The following is a 21295-nucleotide window of genomic DNA, read 5'->3' on the forward strand; positions in this document are numbered from 1 at the left end:
AAGACGCCTATTCTTCTCAGTCTTCGGCATCAAGTCGTCGGGCCCCAGATCCTTGGCGGGAAAGTTGATCTGCCGGGTTCAAGAGGCTGCATGCCTGCATGGATAGGCAGCCGCAACCAATGCAGCCCATGAGGCGATTTTCTAGTTCTTCGATTGCTCGCCTGCGCGCTTCAAGGACAAGCTTCCACTGCGCGGTGGCCCGAATCCAGTCCTCTTCGGAGGGCAATCGATCCATCGGCACGGGAGCTAGTGCTCTCTTAATGTCGCTGAGAGCAATGCCCAATTGCTTGCCAACAGTAATCAGTGAAATTCGGCGAAGCAGGTGCCGCGGATAACGTCGCTGGTTTCCTGCCGTGCGCAATGACGCGATTAGTCCGACCTCTTCATAGAAATGAAGCGCAGAGCGAGCCACACCGGTGCGCTCGCTAACTTGGCCAATGGACAAAAGTTCCTCGGCCGGAACATCTTTTGGGCCTTCGTCTTGACTTGACGTGGGAATCATCACCCATCCTCTCCTTGACCTCAAGGTTACTTGAGGTCTTAGCCTTGAGGTATTCAGTATCGTTGGCGGGAGATCAAAATCTTCCGTGTCGCCCGCTGAGCAACGCATTTCAACTCAGCTTAAAGGAGCTACTTGATGAGCCAATTGTCAGATGAATTCCGTGCCGCGTTCCGTCATCATCCAGCTGGCGTTGCACTCATTACCGCAACAGTGGACGAAATACCGTACGGATTGACGATTTCATCATTGGCTTCCTTGTCGATAGATCCTGTTGCCGTCTCATTTTCGCTTGCAAAAGAATCGGGAGCCGCGGGCGCCGTACTGGCAGCACCAAGTTTCATCATCCACATGCTCGGAGAAAAACATGAAGCTCTGGCGAATAATTTTGCACGGCCCGGCGCTCCCCGTTTCACGCCTGATCAGAACTTCCATTTGCTGCCTACGGGTGAACCGTACTTGGCAGATGCGCCCGTTGCCTTCAGGTCTACAATTCATTCTTCAGTGAGCGTCGGTGGCTCGCGATTGATAGCGGCAGAAGTGCACGACATTTTTCGCGGTGAAGAGCAGCAGCATCTACTGCACCAGAACAGGGAGTATCTAAAGCTCTCCGGGCTGTTCGCTGCCGTGCATCAGGACTGAATTTTCAGATCAGAATTGACCCCGGATACAGCTATGGCCGCCACAAGTGGCGGCCATAGCTGAATCTTGTCCTAGTCGCGGGTTAGACGGCGGTGGGTTACGCGATGCGGCTTCGCGGCATCAGCGCCCAAGCGCTCAATCTTGTTCGCTTCGTAGGACTCGAAGTTGCCCTCGAACCAGTACCAGTTCGAAGGGTTCTCCTCGGTGCCCTCGTAGGCCAAAATGTGTGTTGCGACTCGGTCCAGGAACCAGCGATCGTGGGAGACCACGACAGCGCAACCCGGGAAATCAAGCAAAGCATTTTCCAGCGATGACAGGGTCTCAACGTCCAAGTCGTTAGTTGGCTCATCGAGAAGCAACAGGTTGCCACCCTGCTTCAGGGTTAATGCCAGGTTCAAGCGGTTACGCTCACCACCGGAAAGCACGCCAGCCTTCTTTTGCTGGTCTGGTCCCTTGAAGCCGAACGCTGAAACATAAGCACGCGACGGCATTTCAACCTGACCAACATTGATGTAGTCCAGACCGTCGGAAACTACTTCCCACAACGACTTGTTGGGGTCGATGTTCTCGCGGTTCTGGTCAACGTATGAGATCTTGACGGTTTCGCCAATCTTCAGCGAACCCCCATTCAGATCTTCCATGCCAACAATGGTCTTGAAGAGAGTCGACTTACCGACACCGTTCGGACCAATTACGCCAACGATGCCGTTTCGTGGCAGCGAGAAGGACAGTCCGTCAATCAGAACGCGATCGCCGAAGCCCTTCTTCAAGTTGTCAGCTTCGATAACGACCTGGCCCAGGCGAGGACCTGGCGGAATCTGGATTTCTTCGAAGTCCAACTTGCGGGTGCGCTCTGCTTCCGCTGCCATCTCTTCGTAACGAGCCAGACGAGCCTTCGACTTGGTCTGACGGCCCTTGGCATTCGAACGAACCCATTCGAGTTCTTCAGCCAGTCGCTTGGCAAGCTTCTGGTCCTTCTTGCCTTGAACCTCCATGCGTTCGCGCTTCTTCTCCAGGTACGTGGAGTAGTTGCCTTCGTATGGGTGGAGGCGACCGCGGTCAACTTCACAGATCCATTCGGCGACGTGGTCCAAGAAGTAGCGGTCGTGGGTAACAGCAAGGACTGCGCCTGGGTAGGCGGCTAGGTGCTGCTCCAACCAGAGCACAGATTCTGCGTCCAAGTGGTTGGTTGGTTCGTCAAGAAGCAGCAAATCTGGCTTCTGCAGCAACAGCTTGCACAAGGCGACGCGTCGACGTTCACCACCGGATAGGTGCGTGACCATCTCGTCGCCTGGTGGACAGCGCAATGCATCCATCGCCTGTTCAAGCTGATTGTCGATGTCCCAAGCGTCAGCCGCATCAATAGCTTCCTGAAGCTTGCCCATCTCGTCGAGCAAAGCGTCGAAGTCGGCTCCTTCTTGAGCCATCTCTTCTGAAATCTCGTTAAAGCGCGTGATCTTCTCGTAGATCTCGCCAACGCCTTCCTGGACATTGCCCAAGACGGTCTTTTCTTCGTTCAGCGGTGGCTCCTGCATCAGGATGCCCACCGAATATCCTGGCGAGAGTCGTGCCTCGCCGTTGGACGGGGTGTCGAGACCCGCCATGATCTTCAAGATCGTTGACTTACCAGCACCGTTCGGTCCCACAACACCAATTTTGGCGCCTGGGAAGAACGACATACTGACATTGTCAAGGATGACTTTGTCACCAACGGCCTTACGAGCCTTGGTCATCGTATAAATGAATTCCGCCATGCTCTTAAGGCTAGTCGGTGACAGGGGTCAATTCCGAATTCTCAGCTAACTATTTTGGTTGGCGGTGTCCGGTTTCATATGAATGAACCAAACATCGCCAACCATCTCAAAATCAAGCCGCCTGATCGGTGCCTTTTGGCCAACTTGCATCGGCCTCCGTTGAACCCCCTTGGTGAACTTTACGGTCCGCCTCTGCCATGTCAGTGCGAACCCGTGTGAAGGAGCTTGTGCCGAATCGTAAATCATGCCCGATGCTATAGGCCTCAATATCCGCGCTATTGCCCTTCGTTCCATCCGCACGTTCAAATTCACGGATCTGCAGTTTTCCGAAAATCATCACATGGTCACCTTGCACCAGTGACTCCATGGTGTTTTCGGCCAATCCACGAAATGCGCTTATGGAGTACCAGTTCGTGGGCCCATCGACCCATTGGCCCGACTCTTGGTCCCTCTTTCGCTCATGTGTTGCAACGCGAAATTTTAAGACGGACACACCTTTTGAAGTCACGCTTAATTGTGGATCCGTGCCGACAATCGCACGGATAGTCACCTGATCACTCACGAGTATCTACTCCTTAGGTTCCCTACGCCGAGGACTCTTCTCGGCGTTGGTTCCCATATTGCTGCAGTGCTCGAAGCTAGTTTTCGAGGTTCTGGCGAACTGTGGAGATTGAACCTGGAACCCCTGATCGAATCGCGCTGACAAGCAGGATCACTGCAATAACTACCCCGGGGAGAATCCAGCCAGTCCATCCCAGGATTGACGATTCCGTTGAGTCCATCGACGCGCCGAGTGTCATAAAAAGTGAGGTCAAACCTACGCTGGCGTTAAACACGCCGTGCGCCAATGCGGCTGGCCAAACCGACTCGCTGTACGAACGAATCCAGCCGAGGAATGCGCCGAGCACAATGCAGACTCCGCACATTGCGATGACTCCCCATCCAGGGGACAGCGGGTAGTTATAGCCAAGAAGGATCAGAGGTGCGTGCCAGAAACCCCAAATAACACCCGAAAAGAGAATTGCCACCAATCTTCCCGTGGGCACCAGCCGCGGCCAAAGCCAACCACGCCAGCCGACTTCCTCGCCTATCGCTAGGAGTGCGTTGGCCAGCCCTGCAAGGACAATGAGTAACGCTTGATCTGCAAGGTAGAGCACTGGGCCCTTAGTCCCGGAGACGAAATTCAGGAGCGTGAAGTTTTGGAGATCGCCAGGAAAGACCCCAATCCACGTACCGATGAAGGGCGCCTGAACAACTAATGCAATGGGTATCAGCAACGCAAGAAGGACTGACACGAGAAATCGCATCGAGCGCTTTAACGGCCAGATACCTGTGTCACGCAGGAACGCGGACCCGCGTCGTTCGAGTAGAGATACCGCCAAAGCAGCCGCGGCAGGAGTGAACATCATGAGGGATGCAATCGTGGTGAAGCTCGGTTCGTTGAGCCCTTTGCCCAACCACAAGGGAGTCGCCACACACCAGGCGAGTATTAGGCTCAGTCCAATGAAGCACACGACACTCAGGCGACTGCCATATTTCAATCTCAGCAACCTAAGTACCCCTAGCCAGCGTTCTATGTTGAAGGATGCTTCCACCCTACCGACTTCAAGTCGAATTTTCGGCGAGCGATAAGCTAGACTATTTTCGGTTATGCCTCCGTAGCTCAGCTGGATAGAGCAAGAGCCTTCTAATCTCTAGGTCGTGGGTTCGAATCCCGCCGGGGGCACGAACACAAAAACCGCTGTTCGCTTGGTAAAACAAGTGAATGGCGGTTCTTTTTTGTGCCGATGCTCGGGACATTTCAAGCGTTTGCACCACAACAACACCACGATTTTGGTTTCACCCTCCCCCGCTCGGGCGCTCCCTCCGCGTTCCTTCCGCGTTCCTTCCGCGTTCCTTCCGGCGAGATGATACTGAATTCTGGCTCCAGATCAAGCAACCACTGATCAGTGAGCTTCGTCGCCACATCATCATGCATATCACCCAGCATCTGCTGCCACTTGGCGAGCATTGCCACCTGCGACCATTGGAAGATGTCCATGGGCACCCTCGATTCAGGTTCGAGCAAAAGCAGCCTCGCTGCTGCCGCATGCCCACTACCGCGTCCCCGCCCAACCGGAACACCAGACCAGGACGGAAACTCTTCCATGGCTGCCAGCCATCGCGGTAATAATGAATCGGGCATCTGGGCTACGACAACTGATCTGAATCGACGCACTGCGCATGCCTCCTAGGCTCTTCAAAACAGGCAAGGAATCCACTGACACGCGTTGAATGGCAAGTCGAACCGAACAGGCGCCCGCAGCCGGCGCCCGAAACGCAACCACGCCCGCATGGAAGTGCGCCCTCCCAGTTAGAGGCAGGAATTCTTCCGGGAAGATACTTCAATAACCACTGCTCGTCTACTCTTGCTCGTAGACGGCGGCCTCCTCCGATTCGCAATTGGCTGAGTCCGACCGCGGGTGCCCTCGATTCAGATTCAGCTCCCTCGACACAGGCACGTCTGGCGAAAAATGCTCTTCGGCTCCCATTTCCTATGCGCGAGCTGAGCAAGACCGACACATCACCGCTGAATATCACCCAGGGTTAACTGGCTAGTAACTTGGTAGACGAGATTGCGATAAACTCTAGGAAATATAGAAACCAAGGGAAAACAGGGAATACTGTCAGATGACCCAACCGGTCGCCATTAGAGCGCGACGCCTGCCTACAGAACGCACCAGTATCAATTTAATATTCCTGCTTGCGGGATTATCGTTCGCTTCCTGGGCAGGGAGGTTGTCGATCATTGATGATGTCCTCGGATTCTCGGGTCTAGGCCTCGGTTCATTTCTCCTCTGCATGACTTTGGGCACCTTGATCGGCTTGTCGGTGATCCCGCTGATTAGCAAATACATCCCAACCAAGCGCCTCCTTTGCATTCTGCCTCTAGGACTTGCACTTTGCCTGCCGGTTCTTGGCGTAGCGATTTCACTTGCGGAGAGCACTTGGCTTGCCTACCTGGCGCTCTTCATCAACGGAATCATTTTTGGATGCCTCGACATCATGATGAACGTCAGCGGCGCCCGGATCGAACGCCAATTCGGGCGTAGCATCATGCCATCCCTGCACGGCTTTTTCAGCTTGGGATCACTGTTGGGCGCAGGATTGGCTACAGCTACGATCGCTATGCAAGTACGCAGCATCTGGCACTTCGCGTTCGTTTCAGTATTGATCATTGCCCTTGCCTTTATCGCCCACCTTGGCCTTTCGGAATGGGACAACGAAAACTTCGCTGAGAGGGCCAAGGCGGCTGCGGATGAGCGACCGCAGGGACTGCGCAACCTTGGACTACTGCTGCTGCTTGGCCTGATGGTGGCCGGCCTCAGCTTCACCGAAGGCGCGGCCAACGATTGGATCGCGGTTGCCTCGGTAAGCGGCCATGGGCTGGAGCACGAGGAGGGCGCGCTGATGTTCACCCTCTTCGTGGGAGCCATGACCGTCGGACGCTTCCTTGGGGGGCACCTGGTTGACATGATGGGGCACAAGTACACCCTCTTGCTCATGGGTTCGATAGGGCTACTGGGTGTCACATTGTTCATCATTGGCTCAACCCCGTTTTCCATCGGGCTGGGCTCTGCGATGTGGGGGCTGGGCAGTTCGCTTGGGTTCCCCGTGGGAATGAGCATTGCAGCATCCCGTTCGGTGAGGCTGGGACCCAAGGCAGTGAGTATCATCAGCGCTTTCGGCTACGGAGCAATGCTCGGCGGCCCACCGCTGATTGGCTTTATCGTTGATGAAGCCGGACTCCCCCAGGCCTTGTGGATTTGCGCTGCAGTCCTCGTAGTGTCCCTGCTGCTAACACCGCGAGTAAGCCGTCGCCCACGGCCATAAGCACACCCGCTCTAGACCGGTAGTACGGCTCGCTCTTTGATGTTGCGCATGACGATGGTGCTGGTGAGCTTCTCCACGCCCGGCAGTTCGACCAGCACTTCATCATAAACACGCTGGTAGTGGCTCAAATCCTCGGCAAAAACCCGCAACAGGAAGTCGGGTTCGCCGAATAGCCGCTGCGCATCGACAATCAATTCTTCGCGTTCGACTGCCATCTCGAACTCTTTGAGCTGGGCGCGGTCCTTGAGCGTAGCGAAAACCAAGGCTTCAAAGCCGAGCCCGATTCGCTCAGGGGCGATCACAGCTTGATATCCAGCAATCACGCCCGAGCGCTCAAGTTCGCGGATACGCCGATGGCACGGAGCCACGGACAAGCCAATTTTGGCTGCCAGAGCTGTAGCGCTGATGCGTCCGTCAAGTTGCAATTCAGCAAGTATTGCACGGTCCAAGTCATCCATGAACTTAGCGTACAGCACAAATATATTGCGCTGTTTTCGAGAAGTGCATGATTATTTTGCGTCCATCTCCACTTTTGGCCAAAAACAGGCAAACACATTTGGTGTTAGTTTTCCTAGGCTTGAGGCAACGCAACTTGTTCCACAGAAGGTTGGATAATGGATTTCGCCCAGCTCACATCTTTTCTCCTGGTCTCAGTCACCTTGGCGTGCACGCCAGGAGCTGATTGGGCGTACATCATTTCCTCTGCCTTGAGGAAGCAAACCTACCAGCCCGCCGTCTGGGGACTACTTTCGGGCTATCTCGTCCATACAGCGTTGCTGGTATGCGGGATCGCCGCGCTCGTGGCCAGTTCGCCAACCATGCTGATGTGGCTGACCGCGGCAGGATCCATCTACTTGCTCTGGCTTGGAATTTCCACGCTTCGGTCCTGCAAGAAGGCGACATTCTTCAGCGAACCTGCAGGCCCATCCGCCGATGAGATCTCCCACCGAGAGCTGGACGCGACAACCGAAACACGCAGCGCTGCGAGCGCAGGTGTCGCCCTGCTCCCTATGGCCGAGCAAACGATCCCGGCTCGCACCTCGTTTTTCAAGGGCCTGCTAACCAGCGGAACGAACCCCAAGGCCCTGTTGTTGTACGTCGCGCTCATCCCCCAATATCTGGATGCATCGCTGCCCATGCCGATGCCAGTTCAAACAGGCATCCTCGGATTGACCCACTTTGGCGTATCCATTGCCGTGTACTTCGCGGTTGCCTTGGCCGCTCGCGCCTTGCTCCGATCAAGGCCTCTTGCAGCTCGCATTGTGACGTTACTTTCCGGGATCATCATGGTGCTGCTGTCTCTCGGTTTGATGTTCGATCAATTTTTCGCCGCATAGCTACTTCATTGAACACCGATCAAGACAATTGAACAGTGATCAAGTATGCTCTTAACCGATGGCGATTCAACCATCGATAGAGTTGGCCTAGGCGAGGCAGTTTTCGTTGCTGAGCAATACTGAGCCCTGAGCATCACGCTGGAGCACTTGTGGATCTACTGTCAATCCGATTGGAGAACGTCTCCGTTCGCTACGACGATCGGGCAGTACTCCGGGACGTCAGCATCAGTCTCGACGAACAACGCATTGGCGTGATTGGCGCCAACGGGGCAGGCAAAAGCACCTTGTCCCGTTTGCTCAATGGGCTCGTGCTGCCAACCGACGGGGCCGTCCATGTCGGAGGGCTGAACACCAGGCAGCATTCCAAGCAGATCAGGCGGGAAGTTGGGTTTGTCTTCCAGAATCCTGCCAATCAGATCATCATGCCCATCGTTTCCGACGATATCGCGTTTGGCCTGAAGAACTTGTCTCTGCCCAAATCCGAGCGGCAACAGCGCGTTGCCGAGACTCTGGACGAATTGAATATTTCGCATCTGGCGGATCGCGAGAGCCATACGCTCTCGGGTGGCGAACAGCAAATGGTGGCACTCGCTTCGGTATTGGCAATGCGGCCGCGCACTATCGTCTTCGACGAACCAACAACGATGCTGGATCTACGCAATCGGCTGGCCCTTCAGCATGAAATCGCCAAGCTATCCCAGCGAGCCATCGTCGTGACACACGACTTGGAAATTCTTGAGGATTTCGAACGCGTCCTCGTGATCACCGATGGAACGATCGCGTTTGATGGGGATCCCGCCGAAGCGATAGCTCATTACCGGCAATGGAGCCACGCATGATCGCCGCCAATAACTCGTCGTACCTTGCGCGAATCAAGCCCGGATGGAAGTTCGGTGCCCTGCTGGTTCTGAGCATAGCGCTGTATCTGATCACTTCGTGGATAGTTCTGTTGGCGCTGTTCATCGCAAGTGCCGGGTTGCTGCTCTCAGCTCGCGTTGACCCAAAACAGCTTCGTTTGCCGCTGATCTCGATCACCGTCATCCTCGGTATTGTTTTTGTTCTGCTCGGGATTCAAACCGACTGGCTTAACGCGTTGCGCTCGGTCCTGCGGCTGCTGACCATGTGCCTTCTTGCGTACTCGGTCAGCCTCACGACAAAATTTGAAGCCATGCTGGAGCTCTTTCAGCAAGTCGCTTCTCCCATTCGTTTCGTAGGCGGGAATCCAGCGCAAATTGCCTTGGCTTTTTCGATGACCATTCGCTTCATTCCAGAACTTAAAAAGGTGTACGTAGAAGTTCGCGAAGCCCAGCACGCTCGCGGATTGGCCAACAATCCACTGGCGGTGACCGTGCCGCTGGTCATCAGGTCATTGAAAATTGCTGAAGAAACAGCCGAGGCATTAGATGCCCGTGGCTATGATTCAGACCCAGCACCCCATCAGCGCTGAACCTCACCAGCATCACACTCGCAACATCAAGGAACCCCAATGTCTCGGAATTCTTCTTCGCAAACCAAAAACACGGTTTACGTTGCCCTCTTCGCCGCAATGATCGCAGCAATGGGCCTGCTTCCCCCTATCACCGTGGGCATCATTCCTGTGCCAATTACCCTGCAAACACTGGGCGTCATGCTGGCCGGAGCGCTTCTGGGCCCGTGGCGCGGAGCCATGTCCTCGCTGGTCGTCGTGGTCCTTGCCATCGCAGGCCTGCCGTTGCTTTCAGGTGGACGCGGGGGGCTGGGAGTGCTGCTCGGCCCCACCGGTGGCTATCTCGTCGGCTGGGTATTCGGTTCACTGGTTATTGGCCTGCTCTTCAAGTACTGGGTTCTTCGCAGGACTGGAAATGCAACGCGATTGCTTGCAGGACTTGCTTCCGTCATCATCGGCGGAATCGGTGTTATCTACTTGTGTGGCGTCCCTTGGACCGCGGCGATTACGGGTCTTGATTTTGGCACCTCGCTCATTGGATCAGCCGCTTTCCTCCCCGGAGACTTGTTCAAGGCTGTTGTTACGACGCTTGTCGCTCTCACCGTTCACCGCAGTTACCGCGGGCTGATGAGCTAGCAGCATGGACTTTTGGCATGCCCTTGCGGGCTGGGCAGATCGCTGGCCCGACAAGCCTGCGGTGATCTCTCCCCGTGGCGAGTTGACCTACGCCCAGCTTGCAGGGCGCGCCCAGCATCTTGCTGGTACTTTGCACCAACTAGCGCAGCAGCGCGTTGGCATTCTGACCAGCGACCCGACCACGATGGCTGTTGCCTTTCACGGCGCAGCCCTGGCGGGAAAGACCCTGATTGTCCTGGATCCGGCATGGCCTGCAGCCTTGCTTCATTCGATGATCAGAACCCTCAATTGCAGCCACGTGATGGCAAATGATGTCCTCGAACTCGCCCCGCGAATCCCGGCGACTACCCTAAGGATCCCGGATACATCCGATGCAGGGCCGTGGGTTGCGCACCAGCATCCCGATGACCGGGAACTTCTCATCATCTGCACTTCGGGAACCACCTCCCGGCCCAAAGCCATCATCAGGAGCGCGGCGTCATGGCAGGACTCCGTGGCAGGCGGCGCCTGCGTCTTGGAAGCCACGGAAGAAGCCATTACATTGTCCCCCGGGCCAATTTCGCACGGTCTTGGCCTTTACTCGCTGGTCGAGTCGATTCATACCGGTGGAACATTTGCGGGCACCGGACGATGGAGCGTTCAAGACACCAGATCCCTGCTGGGACGCGTTAGGTGCAACCGAATAGTCAGCGTGCCGACAATACTTGACCGGCTCCTTGCCCATGTGGAAGCAGAACTGCTATCGACGATCCGCTGGGTCGTCAGTGGCGGTGAATCACTATCTGCGCCGCTCGTTGCACGCCTTTATGGCCTGCCCGCGCTTGATTCCTGCGTCGAGTACTTCGGAAGCAGTGAACATAGCCTCATCGCCTACTCTTATCGAGAACCCGATGAAAAAAACGGGGGCAGTTTTTCAGGCCGGCTTTTCCCAGGCGTTTCAATTCACCTGCATGACCTCGATCCGGATACGGGAATTGGCACTGTCTACGTAGACAGCCCTTTTAACGCGGCCGGCTATGACCCGCAAACGGCACCACCCATTGCCCGGTGCAACAATTCGACCAGCATTCTGGACATGGCCATCCAATCCACCGATCAACGCATTACCTTCATCCGCCGCGACGATGGCATGCTGAATCTGCACGGCAACAACATTCACCCATCGGAACTGCTCGATGTACTCTCGAAGTTGAATGTTCATCAAGCCAAAATTCGCCTCGAAAGCATAGAGGGTGAACTGCGCCTGGTCGCGTACGTCCGCTCCCCCGTTCTCGAGCGTGAAATTATCCAAAATGCCTTTGCTAAGCAACTGCCGATTTTCAAGATGCCACACGAGGTCATCTTCTTGGAAGACTGGCCCCAGGCCTTTAGCGGCAAAACGTCTGTCGCGCACTTGGCGGATGATGCCCCAGAAATAGTCAAGAGAATACGATTACGATGAATAACGCCTATGTGATTGGCGCGCTTCGCACGCCAATTGTGCGAGCCGGCAAGGAATACGCACGGATCAGCGCCGACAAGCTTCTCGCCCCCTTGCTCACAGCCCTATTGGAAAGGGCAGGGCTAAGCCCGGACAAAGTCGATCATGTGTATCTGGGCAATGCTGCCGGGCCTGGAGGAAACATTGCCCGCGTTGCGGCACTTGCATCAGCATTGCCTCAAACGGTGAGCGCTACCAGCATGGATGCCCAATGCGCCAGTGGGCTGGAGGCCATCGCTGCTGGTGCCCGAATGATTCGCTGTGGTGAGGCCGACATCGTTCTAGCTGGCGGAGTCGAGTCGGTCAGCACCGCTCCCTGGAGGGTTGAGAAGCAAGAATCGGTCACAAGTCCGCCCAGGCTGTATTCGCGTGCAAGGTTCACTCCAGCTCCCGACGCCGATCCCGATATGGGTGTCGCGGCAGAAAACATCGCTGCCCGACTCGGAATCAGCCGGGAACGCCAAGATGCCTTCGCTTTGCAAAGCCACACACGAGCCATAGGGGCCCAGGCAGAAGGACTGTTCCACGATGAGTTGCTGCCGGTAAACACGTCAACGGGACTCATTGCCCAGGACACCTGCCCTCGACCTTCGCTCACCCCGAGGAAGCTTGCGGCCCTTAAGCCAGCTTTTGTGGAGGGCGGGAGCGTCACAGCGGGAAATTCATGCCCTGTCAACGATGGTGCTGCCGCTGTGCTGATTGTGAGCGAAAAGGTGCTGCAGGGCTTGAACCCGGCATTCGCGTTGAGGTACCTGTCTTCGGCATCTGGCGCGTGCGATCCCGAGATTCTTGGCATGGCCGCCGTACCGGCCTATCAGAAGCTGACAAGGATGCTGGGCAGCGACCAGCCAGTTCATGAGCCCTTGATTGAATTCAATGAAGCTTTCGCCGTGCAGGCGTTGGCTTGCCTCGAAGAGCTGGGCATCGATTCAACCACAGTGAATCGTCAAGGTGGTGCACTGGCGCTGGGTCATCCCTATGGGGCAAGTGGCGCCATATTGACCACAAGGCTGTTTTGGCAGGCAAGCAAACTTCGCCTTCCTGGCCAGCGGGCCCTGGCGCTGATGGCAGCTGCTGGCGGAACCGGAAGCGCCATCGCCTTCGAGTCCGTTGTTTCTTGACGTCGAACGGTTTCGACCCTAGATATTAAAACCTAGTGCCCGCATCTGCTCTCGCCCTTCGCCGGTGATGCGTTCTGGGCCCCATGGCGGGCTCCACACCCAATTTATGTGGTGTACGGTGACAAGATTTTTCAAGGCTTGGCTGATTTGCTCTTCAAGGATGTCCGTGAGCGGACACGCTGGCGTTGTCAGAGTCATATCGATTTCAAGCACGGCACCCTCAACGAAACGCAAGGCATAAACGAGTCCCAGGTCAACGATATTGACACCAAGTTCTGGGTCGATAACGTCCTTGAGGGCCTCCGCTATCTCGCCTATGGGGCGTGCGATCTTACTATTTGCAGTTGGTGCTGTTTCGCTCATCAACGACTCCACCTATCATTCTAAGGTTCCCCTAATTCTATTAAACGAAACTATAGTCACGTTTTTGCTTCTAACGCCAATCGGAGTCTCGTTGCGTTGGGAAACCGGCCAGGTGCGATCGTTCATGTTGGCTCAGCCTTGGCGGGCCAAGACCGGATAATTTAAAACACGAAAGGCCACCTCCATCCATATCGGATGAAAGCAGCCATTCGTGTTGATTTGTCGAGCTTAGATGTTGAAGCCGAGGGCTCGCATCTGATCGCGGCCATCGTCGGTAATGCGTTCTGGACCCCATGGCGGCATCCAGACCCAATTCAGGCGGTGGTCATCCACGACGCTCTCCAACGCCTTGGCTACCTGCTCCTCGATAATATCGGTGAGTGGGCAAGCCGCGGTGGTCAGGGTGAGGTCCAGCAGCAGTACGCCGTCTTCTGCGTACTTCAAGCCGTAGAGCAGCCCCAAGTCGACGATGTTGACGCCGAGCTCCGGGTCGATAACGTCCTTTAGCGCTTCCTCAACATCTTCCAGCGGAGTCGAGACGGCTCCCTGGCTTTGTTCGGTTGATTCACTCATGAAATTACCTTTAGGCCTTGACGTTCAGGTAGCGGTCGTAGCCTTCTTCTTCCAGGCGGTCAGCCAGTTCCGGGCCGCCCTGTTCAGCGACACGGCCGTCAACGAACACGTGCACGAACTCTGGCTTGATGTAGCGCAGGATGCGGGTGTAGTGGGTGATCAGCAAGGTGCCCATGTCGTTCTCGGCCTGGGCGCGGTTAACGCCCTCGGAGACGACCTTCAGCGCGTCAACGTCCAGGCCAGAGTCGGTCTCGTCGAGAACCGCGAACTTTGGCTTGAACAATTCGAGCTGAAGGATCTCAACACGCTTCTTCTCGCCGCCCGAGAAACCTTCGTTGACGTTACGGCCAGCGAAGTCGGCATCGATCTTCAGCTTGCCCATGGCTTCCTTGACGTCCTTGGTCCAGGTGCGCAGCTTCGGAGCTTCTCCGTCGATTGCGGTCTTGGCGGTGCGCAGGAAGTTGGTCATGGTTACGCCTGGCACCTCGACTGGGTACTGCATAGCCAGGAACAGGCCAGCCTTGGCACGCTCGTCAACGCTCATCTCCAGAACATCTTCACCATCGAGGGTGATGCTGCCGGAGGTGACGGTGTAGCGCGGGTGGCCAGCGATGGTCGAAGCCAAGGTCGACTTGCCCGAACCGTTGGGGCCCATGATTGCGTGGGTCTCGCCGGTGTTGATGGTGAGGGTTACACCCTTGAGAATTTCCTTCTCGCCCTGCTCGGTTTCAATCGAGACGTGCAGGTCCTTGATTTCCAGAGTAGACATACGTCGATCCGTTTCTTTCTAAAAAGCTCTGAGGCTAAAAAGCTGGTGAAGCGAGCGCTACCTAGTTCTCGGTAGCAGCCAATTCTTCTTCGATGGTGTCGGTCAGTCGCTCCTGCAGAGCTTCGTCGCCGATTTGCTGAACGATCTCGTTCAGGAAGCCGCGGACTACCAAGCGGCGGGCGGTCTTTTCATCGATACCGCGAGCCATCAGGTAGAACAGGTGCTCATCGTCGAAACGACCGGTGGTCGATGCGTGTCCGGCACCATCAATCAGGCCGGTTTCGATTTCCAGGTTTGGAACCGAATCGGCGCGTGCGCCGTCAGTCAGCACCAGGTTGCGGTTAGCTTCGTAGGAATCGGTGCCAACAGCGTCCTTCTGGATAAGCACATCGCCAACCCAGACGGTGTGCGCGTCCTTGCCCTGCAGCGCGCCCTTGTAGAGAACATTCGACTTGCAGTTGGCCACGGCGTGGTCAACGAACAAGCGGTGCTCCAGGTGCTGCCCAGCGTCGGCGAAGTACAGGCCGTACAGCTCGATTTCCGCGCGTTCGCCGGTGAAGCGAGCCGAGGGGTTCACGCGAACCAGGTCGCCACCGAAGGAAACTGCGATGTGCTTGAACGATGCGCCCTGGGCGACGAGAGCCTGCTGCGAGGACGCATGCACTGCGTCATCTTCCCAAGCCTGCAGGGACACGACGGTCAAGCGAGCGTTGGCACGAACGTCGAATTCAACGTTCTGGGCCAGAACTGCCGAACCAACGTGGTCCAGGATCACGGTGGCTTCCGAGTTTTCCTCAGCCACAACGATCAGGTGCTGAGCTGCTGGAGCCAGCGAATCTCCGGTGATGCGAACGCTGGCGTTGGCACCCTCGGCGTTCTTGGGAATGGTCAGCACCTGGGTCTCGGAAGCGAACTTCCAAGCGTTGGCCGAAACACGGTCGTCCGGGGTGTGCGCCACGCCGTTCAGCGCGTCATCTGCCGACACGGCTGACAAAGTTGCGATTCCGTTGCCGGTCAGCTCGACCTTGGGAGCCGCGCCAGTGAGCTCGTCACTGTGCAGGCCCTTCAGCCGCTTGAGCGGGGTGAAGCGCCAATCTTCTTCGCGACCGGTCAGCTTGGCGAAATCCTCAACGTTGGTGCTGGTCAAGCGACCGGCACGCGAGGAATCCGGCACGCCAACGCCGCCGCCATGGCTGTGCGCCTTGGCCGACGCTCCGCCCAGGGGCGAATTGTCGTTGTCGTTGATCGGCGAAAGGTCTTCGCCCTCTTCGGTGAAACCAGGGATGGACGGAGCGCCGATGCGAACCTTCTCATCCGGGATATGGGTGGTGGTCTCCGACATTCTTAGCCGACCGATCCTTCCATCTGAAGTTCAATAAGGCGGTTCAGTTCGAGCGCGTATTCCATGGGGAGCTCACGGGCGATTGGCTCAACAAAGCCACGCACGATCATTGCCATTGCCTCGTCCTCGGCCATGCCGCGGGACATCAGGTAGAACAGCTGCTCTTCGGAAACGCGCGAGACGGTCGCCTCGTGGCCCATGGTCACGTCGTCCTCGCGAACGTCGATGTATGGGTAGGTGTCCGAACGCGAGATCTGGTCAACCAGCAACGCGTCGCAAACCACCGAGTTCTTGGTGCCCTTGGCGCCTTCCTGGACCTGGACCAGGCCGCGGTAGGCCGAGCGGCCACCGTTGCGAGCCACCGACTTGGCCACAATTGCCGAGGAGGTGTTCGGAGCGATGTGAACCATCTTGGAACCGGTGTCCTGGTGCTGGCCTTCGCCGGCGAAGGCGATGGACAGGGTCTCGCCCTTGGCGCGTTCGCCAACGAGGTAGACCGCAGGGTACTTCATGGTGACCTTGGAACCGATGTTGCCATCGACCCATTCCATGGTTGCGCCCTCTTCACAAACGGCACGCTTGGTCACCAGATTGTATACGTTGTTCGACCAGTTCTGGATGGTCGTGTAGCGAACGCGCGCGTCCTTCTTCACGATGATTTCCACAACCGCGGAGTGCAGCGAGTCCGACTGGTAGATCGGGGCGGTGCAACCTTCGATGTAGTGAACGTACGAGCCCTCATCGGCGATGATCAGGGTGCGCTCGAACTGGCCCATGTTTTCCGTGTTGATTCGGAAGTAGGCCTGCAGCGGGATCTCAACGTGTACGCCCTTGGGAACGTAGACGAAGGAACCTCCGGACCACACAGCGGTGTTCAGCGAAGCGAACTTGTTGTCGCCTGCTGGAATGACCGAGCCGAAGTACTCTTCGAAGATCTCAGGGTGTTCCTTCAAACCGGTGTCGGTGTCGAGGAAGATGACGCCCTGGGCTTCGAGGTCTTCGCGCAGCTGGTGGTAGACAACCTCGGACTCGTACTGGGCAGCCACGCCGGAAACCAGGCGCTGCTTTTCAGCCTCGGGAATACCCAGCTTGTCGTAGGTGTTCTTGATGTCTTCAGGAAGTTCGTCCCACGTCGCAGCCTGCTTTTCAGTGGAGCGAACGAAGTACTTGATGTTGTCGAAATCAATGCCCGAGAGGTCTGGACCCCAGGTTGGCATTGGCTTGCGATCGAAGTACTTCAGCGCCTTCTGGCGGCGCTCCAGCATCCATTCTGGCTCGGACTTGAGGGCGGAAATATTCGCCACAACGTCCTTGTCGACGCCGCGGCGAGCGTTTGCACCCGCGTCGTTCTTATCTGACCAGCCATATTCGTAATTGCCGATTCCGTGGAGTTCGGGGTTCTTCTCCAGAATTTCGGAAATTACACCTGGGTCGGCAGACTCCTGTGCAATCTGATCCGTCATCGCGGCCTCTCCTGCTTCGTGAACTGAATTCGAGTTCTCTTCTCGGCGCGCATTGGCGCCTTTCCACGTCCCACAGGGATGTGGGTCGTGCACACGTGTCCGCCGCCGGCCAAGGTCGACAATCGTCGAACATCGACACCCAGCAACCGGGCGAACATTTCAGTTTCGGTGTCGCAAAACACCGGAAACTCTCGTGCCAAGTCTTGTATCGGGCAGTGTCCCTGGCACAGCTGAACGCTGTGCATCAAGGCCGTTGCCACTTTCGTATCAACTTTTCGGGTGTACCCCACGAACCCATCGGAACTAAGCAAGTTGCTTAGCACTTCGGCTCGTGCTTCCAGCCCTTCAACCCCGGCCAACGCCTTGGCGTACCGGGTTTCCATTTCGGCGAATCGATTACGCGCGAACTTTCGGATCGCATCGTCACCGGCAGCATCGCCAAGCATCTTCAATGCATCGGTAGCAATTTCCAAATAGTCGTTGCCAAGCTTCGTCTGGCCGCGGTGCGAGAGCACGTAGCGACGAGACGGGCGCCCGGCGCCCGACTTCTGGTTTGCTACCAGTTTCACCTCAACGAGCCCTGATTTTGACAGCGCATCAAGGTGACGGCGAACCGCAGCTGGCGTGAAACCCAGCTTGTTGCCAAGCTCGGCGGCACTGACCGGCCCGTCCTCTAGTACTGCGTAAAGGACGCGATCGCGCGTGCGTTCCTCGGTATCCCCAACTGCACCAACCGTGTCGGCAGTGGAGCCACTAGGTGAGTCTAAATTTGATGAATACACAACACAATCATGCGTAAATTTTTGCGCCAGGTCTAGTAAGGAAGGACTTACTAAGGGAGAGCTTGCCCACTTATCGATCTACTCCTTATTAACTATTGGCACCTTTTTATTCTCTCGCTCACGCGCAACGGTGGCGAGTGTTGGTGACACAGTCCTCAAAAACAGGAGTTCGACATGTCGTAGAATGTTTTGGTGTCTTCCGTAACCCCCAGTCTCATCATCAATGAACTGGCCAAAGATTTAGGGCCAGTTCCCGCCTTGGACAACCGCATGCTGCGCGTCCTGGAGTCGGTGTCCCTGAAGGCTTATCCAGGCCAAGTCACCACTCTTCTCGGGGCCAATGGCGCCGGCAAGTCGACTACGTTGGCCTGTGCCCAGGGCCTTCTGCAGCCAGAAGGCGGCACCATTGAGCTGCTGGGTCAAAACCCCTACGGCGACAACCCTGAACTTCGCTCGCGAGTCGGCGTCATGCTCCAAGACGGCGGATTGCCGCCATCGATGCGACCGGTCCCGCTCTTGCGGCACGTCGCATCCCTGTACCGAAACCCCATTGACATCGATGCGCTGATCACCCGACTGGACCTCGAATCCTTTGGGACGCGCACCATCCGCCGGCTCTCCGGCGGCCAAAAGCAGCGGGTCGCACTGGCCCTGGCCCTCGCCGGGGACCCCGAAGTTGTCTTCCTCGATGAACCAAGCGCAGGCCTCGACCCGCAATCGCGCCAAGTCGTCTTCGACTTGATCGCCGAATTGCGCGACGCCGGCAAGGCCATCATCCTCACCACGCACCTTATGGATGACGCGCAGCGCCTCAGCGACTACGTGTACATCATCGACAAGGGCTGCACGGTAGCGCAGGGAACGGTGGCTGAACTGACCGCTCGTGCCGCCGAAGACCAGGACGCCCGCCCGATATCCTTCGCAGCTCCGGTCAACCTGGTTCTGCCCGAACCGCCAGCCGGGCTATATCTCTCAGAGACCTCAGCCGGTGAATATCGATTGGACGGTGTCAGCTCCCCCGATCACCTGCATTGGCTTACGAGCTGGTGGCTCCGAGAAGGCATCCTGCCATCACAACTGAACCTGCAGTCACGAAGCCTCGAAGACGTATTCCTCGAATTCGCACAGAAGGAGGAACGCGCATGAGCGAACAAATAACAGCAAGCAACGCCGTGTCGCCATTTAAGCGCATTCTCATCCAAGGCAAGTATGAGTCTTTGCAAATGCTGAGCAACGGGGAACAGCTGATCCTCGCGGTGGTCATGCCGATGATCGCGCTAGTGGTACTCACGCTCACCGATCTTCTTGACGGAGTTGCCGAGCGAAGCATTGATGCTGCAGTTCCAGGTGTACTGGCATTGTGCGTGATCTCGACGGCGTTTACCGGCCAAGGAATTGGCACCGGATTTGATCGGCGCTACGGCGTACTGAAAATGTTCTCCACGACGCCGTTGGGCAAGACTGGCCTGATTTTCGGCAAAGTCATTGCAGTGCTCACGGTCTTGCTGATTCAAGTAGTGCTCATTACGGTGGTCGCGCTCTTCATGGGCTGGGAACCGAATGCTTGGGGCATTGCTCCCGCAATCCTCTTCCTGCTGCTCGGCGCGGCAGCATTTACCTCGCTCGGCCTGCTCATCGCGGGCACAGTCCGCCCAGAAGCGACGCTGGCCATTACCAATCTGGCCTGGATCCTCCTGGCCGGTGCAGGCGGCGTGCTGTATCCACTGAGCATGGCACCAGCATGGATTCAGCCAACGCTCAACGCTTTGCCATCTGCAGCGCTTGGAGATGCCATGCGCGAGGCACTAATCTCGGGCCACTTCAGCATCGCTGGACTTATTTTCCTAGTTCTCTGGTCGGCTGCTGGCTCATTTGCCGCCATCAAGCTCTTCAAATGGAACTAACCACCACACACATCCTCAAGGGAGATTTCCATGTCTTCAGACCTGGCCACTAGAAGCTGGGCCGACAAGCTGCCAACGAAGGTCACCCGCCTTGTGCACGGCCTCGCGATTGCTTCGCTGATCTCTCAGGTGGGCATCATCGTGACCGGTGGCGCAGTTCGCCTCACCGAGTCCGGCCTCGGTTGCTCGCATTGGCCTAATTGTGTTCCCGGTTCCATGACGCCGGTTCCTGCGATGGGAATCCACGGCATCATCGAGTTCGGCAACCGCACTTTGACGTTTGTTCTCTTGGCGATCGCCATCGGGTTCCTGCTCTCGGTTTGGTCCATGCGGCGCACGCACTCGACCGTTTTCAAGCTGGGACTGGCTCTTCTGCTGGGCATTCCAGCACAGGGTGTCATCGGTGGCATCACGGTATGGACCGGGCTGAACCCTTGGGTCGTGTCCTTGCACTTCCTGCTTTCTGGAACCCTGGTGATCCTGGCTACCCTGCTGGTCAACCGCACACGCGCAGAAATCAAGGCCCAGGAGAATCCGCCAACAACCAAGACCATTCGCCAGACTGCGACGGCTGCGTGGATCTTCGGCATTCTGGCAGTCATCATGGGCACGATCGTCACCGGAACAGGACCGCATGCAGGTGACGCGACGACTCCGCGGCACATGTTTGATCCACTGCTGGTCACCCGCATGCACACTGCTCCGGTTTACTTGCTGATCATCGCTACCGCCGCCTTGCTGGTCTTGGCCTACAAGACCGGTGGCAATGACCGTTTGCGCGCATCCGCATGGTGGCTCGTGGCCGTCATTCTTCTCCAAGCAGCTATCGGATATACCCAGCACTTCACCGGACTGCCAATCGGTTTGGTACTACTGCACATGCTTGGGGCCAGCCTGCTGCTGGTATCCAGCACTGATGCCTGGGATCGAGCAACGCTTCTTCCCAAGTACCAGCGGGTCGATAACTAGTCACAAAGTAGAGCACGCGCAGCCAGGCATTTTCGTTGCCTGGCCACGCGTGCTTTTTAGCGCCCGAACGCAACTGATATCAGCTGAGATCCAGCTCAGTATTTTCCGTCGGCAGTACTTGCAAGGACGCCGAACAGCAGTGCCTAAAGGCTCTGTTGCTTTGACGCCCTATGTTGAAAGCGAAACCTGGCAGCAAGAATTCTGAGCGGACCTCCATCATGAGCACTTGACGCAGCTTGGGCACCAAAAGGTCGTCAGGTTCACGCGTCCTGCACGGGAATTTCCATTTGCCTCCCGCCGTCCCCTGCCTTGCTAGCTCAAGAGGATGCAACGTCCACGAGCAATAATGGACTTCGCAGATT

The 21295-nt window shown here is 56.8% G+C and carries 23 protein-coding genes and 1 tRNA gene; 12 read left to right on the top strand and 12 right to left on the bottom strand.

Annotation, left to right across the window (positions count from 1 at the left end):
- Positions 1 to 16 precede the first annotated feature (16 nt).
- Positions 17 to 502: a redox-sensitive transcriptional activator SoxR gene (soxR, locus tag H6F58_RS15975; RefSeq protein ID WP_146275279.1), complete on the bottom strand. Its 486-nt coding sequence runs from the start codon at positions 500 to 502 to the stop codon at positions 17 to 19.
- 135 nt (positions 503 to 637) lie between these two features.
- On the opposite strand from soxR, the gene H6F58_RS15980 reads away from it, so the two are divergent.
- The gene (locus H6F58_RS15980; RefSeq protein WP_146275280.1) at positions 638 to 1141 is read left to right on the top strand and encodes a flavin reductase family protein; all 504 of its coding nucleotides are present in this window, start codon (positions 638 to 640) and stop codon (positions 1139 to 1141) included.
- A 71-nt stretch (positions 1142 to 1212) separates the two neighbouring features.
- Here H6F58_RS15980 and ettA read toward each other — a convergent pair whose 3' ends face one another.
- The 3 genes from ettA to H6F58_RS15995 all read right to left on the bottom strand — a co-directional run bounded on the left by ettA (position 1213) and on the right by H6F58_RS15995 (position 4370).
- Positions 1213 to 2895 (bottom strand): energy-dependent translational throttle protein EttA, encoded by a 1683-nt coding sequence (gene ettA / locus H6F58_RS15985; protein ID WP_060701813.1) that lies wholly within the window; start codon positions 2893 to 2895, stop codon positions 1213 to 1215.
- 112 nt (positions 2896 to 3007) lie between these two features.
- Positions 3008 to 3457 (bottom strand): single-stranded DNA-binding protein, encoded by a 450-nt coding sequence (locus tag H6F58_RS15990; protein ID WP_171918391.1) that lies wholly within the window; start codon positions 3455 to 3457, stop codon positions 3008 to 3010.
- Positions 3458 to 3533: 76 nt separating this feature from the next.
- Positions 3534 to 4370, bottom strand: a complete 837-nt coding sequence (locus tag H6F58_RS15995) for a CPBP family intramembrane glutamic endopeptidase (protein WP_171918390.1) — start codon at positions 4368 to 4370, stop codon at positions 3534 to 3536.
- 177 nt (positions 4371 to 4547) lie between these two features.
- Between H6F58_RS15995 and H6F58_RS16000 the strand changes: the two genes are divergently transcribed.
- A tRNA-Arg gene (locus H6F58_RS16000) sits at positions 4548 to 4621 on the top strand.
- Between the two features lie 75 nt (positions 4622 to 4696).
- Here H6F58_RS16000 and H6F58_RS18010 read toward each other — a convergent pair.
- Positions 4697 to 4936, bottom strand: coding sequence for a hypothetical protein (locus H6F58_RS18010; protein ID WP_206693759.1), 240 nt, complete (start codon positions 4934 to 4936; stop codon positions 4697 to 4699).
- Positions 4937 to 5673: 737 nt separating this feature from the next.
- Between H6F58_RS18010 and H6F58_RS16005 the strand changes: the two genes are divergently transcribed.
- Positions 5674 to 6768, top strand: coding sequence for an MFS transporter (locus H6F58_RS16005; RefSeq protein WP_171918388.1), 1095 nt, complete (start codon positions 5674 to 5676; stop codon positions 6766 to 6768).
- Between the two features lie 11 nt (positions 6769 to 6779).
- On the opposite strand, the gene H6F58_RS16010 is transcribed toward H6F58_RS16005, so the two are convergent.
- Positions 6780 to 7226 (bottom strand): Lrp/AsnC family transcriptional regulator, encoded by a 447-nt coding sequence (locus H6F58_RS16010; protein WP_060703400.1) that lies wholly within the window; start codon positions 7224 to 7226, stop codon positions 6780 to 6782.
- A gap of 156 nt (positions 7227 to 7382) precedes the next feature.
- Here H6F58_RS16010 and H6F58_RS16015 point away from each other — a divergent pair, with 156 nt between their 5' ends.
- The 6 genes from H6F58_RS16015 (at position 7383) to H6F58_RS16040 (ending at position 12768) form a co-directional block, all read left to right on the top strand.
- Positions 7383 to 8105: a LysE family translocator gene (locus tag H6F58_RS16015; RefSeq protein ID WP_060701818.1), complete on the top strand. Its 723-nt coding sequence runs from the start codon at positions 7383 to 7385 to the stop codon at positions 8103 to 8105.
- Between the two features lie 149 nt (positions 8106 to 8254).
- On the top strand, positions 8255 to 8944 hold the full coding sequence (locus H6F58_RS16020) for an ABC transporter ATP-binding protein (protein WP_084793207.1): 690 nt from the start codon (positions 8255 to 8257) through the stop codon (positions 8942 to 8944).
- Positions 8941 to 9552, top strand: a complete 612-nt coding sequence (locus H6F58_RS16025) for an energy-coupling factor transporter transmembrane component T (RefSeq protein ID WP_060701819.1) — start codon at positions 8941 to 8943, stop codon at positions 9550 to 9552. The genes H6F58_RS16020 and H6F58_RS16025 overlap by 4 nt, the downstream gene beginning before the upstream one ends.
- 39 nt (positions 9553 to 9591) lie before the next feature.
- Entirely contained in the window at positions 9592 to 10167 is a 576-nt protein-coding gene (locus H6F58_RS16030) for a biotin transporter BioY (RefSeq protein WP_060701820.1), read from the top strand.
- Positions 10168 to 10171: 4 nt separating this feature from the next.
- Positions 10172 to 11608 carry a class I adenylate-forming enzyme family protein gene (locus tag H6F58_RS16035; protein ID WP_195182141.1) on the top strand — a complete coding sequence of 479 codons (1437 nt, stop codon included), beginning with the start codon at positions 10172 to 10174 and terminating at the stop codon, positions 11606 to 11608.
- Complete coding sequence (locus tag H6F58_RS16040; RefSeq protein WP_060701822.1) at positions 11605 to 12768, top strand: thiolase family protein; 1164 nt, start codon at positions 11605 to 11607, stop codon at positions 12766 to 12768. The genes H6F58_RS16035 and H6F58_RS16040 overlap by 4 nt, the downstream gene beginning before the upstream one ends.
- 18 nt (positions 12769 to 12786) lie before the next feature.
- Here H6F58_RS16040 and H6F58_RS16045 read toward each other — a convergent pair whose 3' ends face one another.
- From H6F58_RS16045 to H6F58_RS16070, 6 genes are all read right to left on the bottom strand, one after another.
- Positions 12787 to 13131: a metal-sulfur cluster assembly factor gene (locus H6F58_RS16045; protein WP_060703402.1), complete on the bottom strand. Its 345-nt coding sequence runs from the start codon at positions 13129 to 13131 to the stop codon at positions 12787 to 12789.
- Positions 13132 to 13359: 228 nt separating this feature from the next.
- Positions 13360 to 13704 carry a metal-sulfur cluster assembly factor gene (locus H6F58_RS16050; RefSeq protein WP_060701823.1) on the bottom strand — a complete coding sequence of 115 codons (345 nt, stop codon included), beginning with the start codon at positions 13702 to 13704 and terminating at the stop codon, positions 13360 to 13362.
- Between the two features lie 10 nt (positions 13705 to 13714).
- Positions 13715 to 14473: a Fe-S cluster assembly ATPase SufC gene (sufC, locus tag H6F58_RS16055; protein WP_060701824.1), complete on the bottom strand. Its 759-nt coding sequence runs from the start codon at positions 14471 to 14473 to the stop codon at positions 13715 to 13717.
- Between the two features lie 61 nt (positions 14474 to 14534).
- A complete protein-coding gene (gene sufD, locus H6F58_RS16060) occupies positions 14535 to 15815 on the bottom strand; it encodes a Fe-S cluster assembly protein SufD (RefSeq protein ID WP_084793209.1) in 1281 nt (426 codons plus the stop codon).
- A 2-nt stretch (positions 15816 to 15817) separates the two neighbouring features.
- Positions 15818 to 17278: a Fe-S cluster assembly protein SufB gene (sufB, locus tag H6F58_RS16065; RefSeq protein ID WP_060701825.1), complete on the bottom strand. Its 1461-nt coding sequence runs from the start codon at positions 17276 to 17278 to the stop codon at positions 15818 to 15820.
- Positions 17275 to 18060, bottom strand: coding sequence for a metalloregulator ArsR/SmtB family transcription factor (locus tag H6F58_RS16070; RefSeq protein WP_060701826.1), 786 nt, complete (start codon positions 18058 to 18060; stop codon positions 17275 to 17277). The genes sufB and H6F58_RS16070 overlap by 4 nt, the downstream gene beginning before the upstream one ends.
- A 189-nt stretch (positions 18061 to 18249) precedes the next feature.
- On the opposite strand from H6F58_RS16070, the gene H6F58_RS16075 reads away from it, so the two are divergent.
- Genes H6F58_RS16075 through H6F58_RS16085 form a run of 3 tightly spaced genes read left to right on the top strand, consistent with a single transcriptional unit; the run spans position 18250 to position 20933 of the window.
- Positions 18250 to 19206 carry an ABC transporter ATP-binding protein gene (locus H6F58_RS16075; RefSeq protein WP_060701827.1) on the top strand — a complete coding sequence of 319 codons (957 nt, stop codon included), beginning with the start codon at positions 18250 to 18252 and terminating at the stop codon, positions 19204 to 19206.
- Positions 19203 to 19964 carry an ABC transporter permease gene (locus H6F58_RS16080; RefSeq protein WP_060701828.1) on the top strand — a complete coding sequence of 254 codons (762 nt, stop codon included), beginning with the start codon at positions 19203 to 19205 and terminating at the stop codon, positions 19962 to 19964. Before H6F58_RS16075 ends, H6F58_RS16080 begins: the two co-directional genes overlap by 4 nt.
- Positions 19965 to 19994: 30 nt before the next feature.
- Positions 19995 to 20933, top strand: coding sequence for a COX15/CtaA family protein (locus tag H6F58_RS16085; protein WP_060701829.1), 939 nt, complete (start codon positions 19995 to 19997; stop codon positions 20931 to 20933).
- Positions 20934 to 21295 lie beyond the last annotated feature (362 nt).

The organism is Glutamicibacter sp. FBE19, assembly GCF_015524875.1.
Lineage (GTDB): Bacteria > Actinomycetota > Actinomycetes > Actinomycetales > Micrococcaceae > Glutamicibacter > Glutamicibacter halophytocola.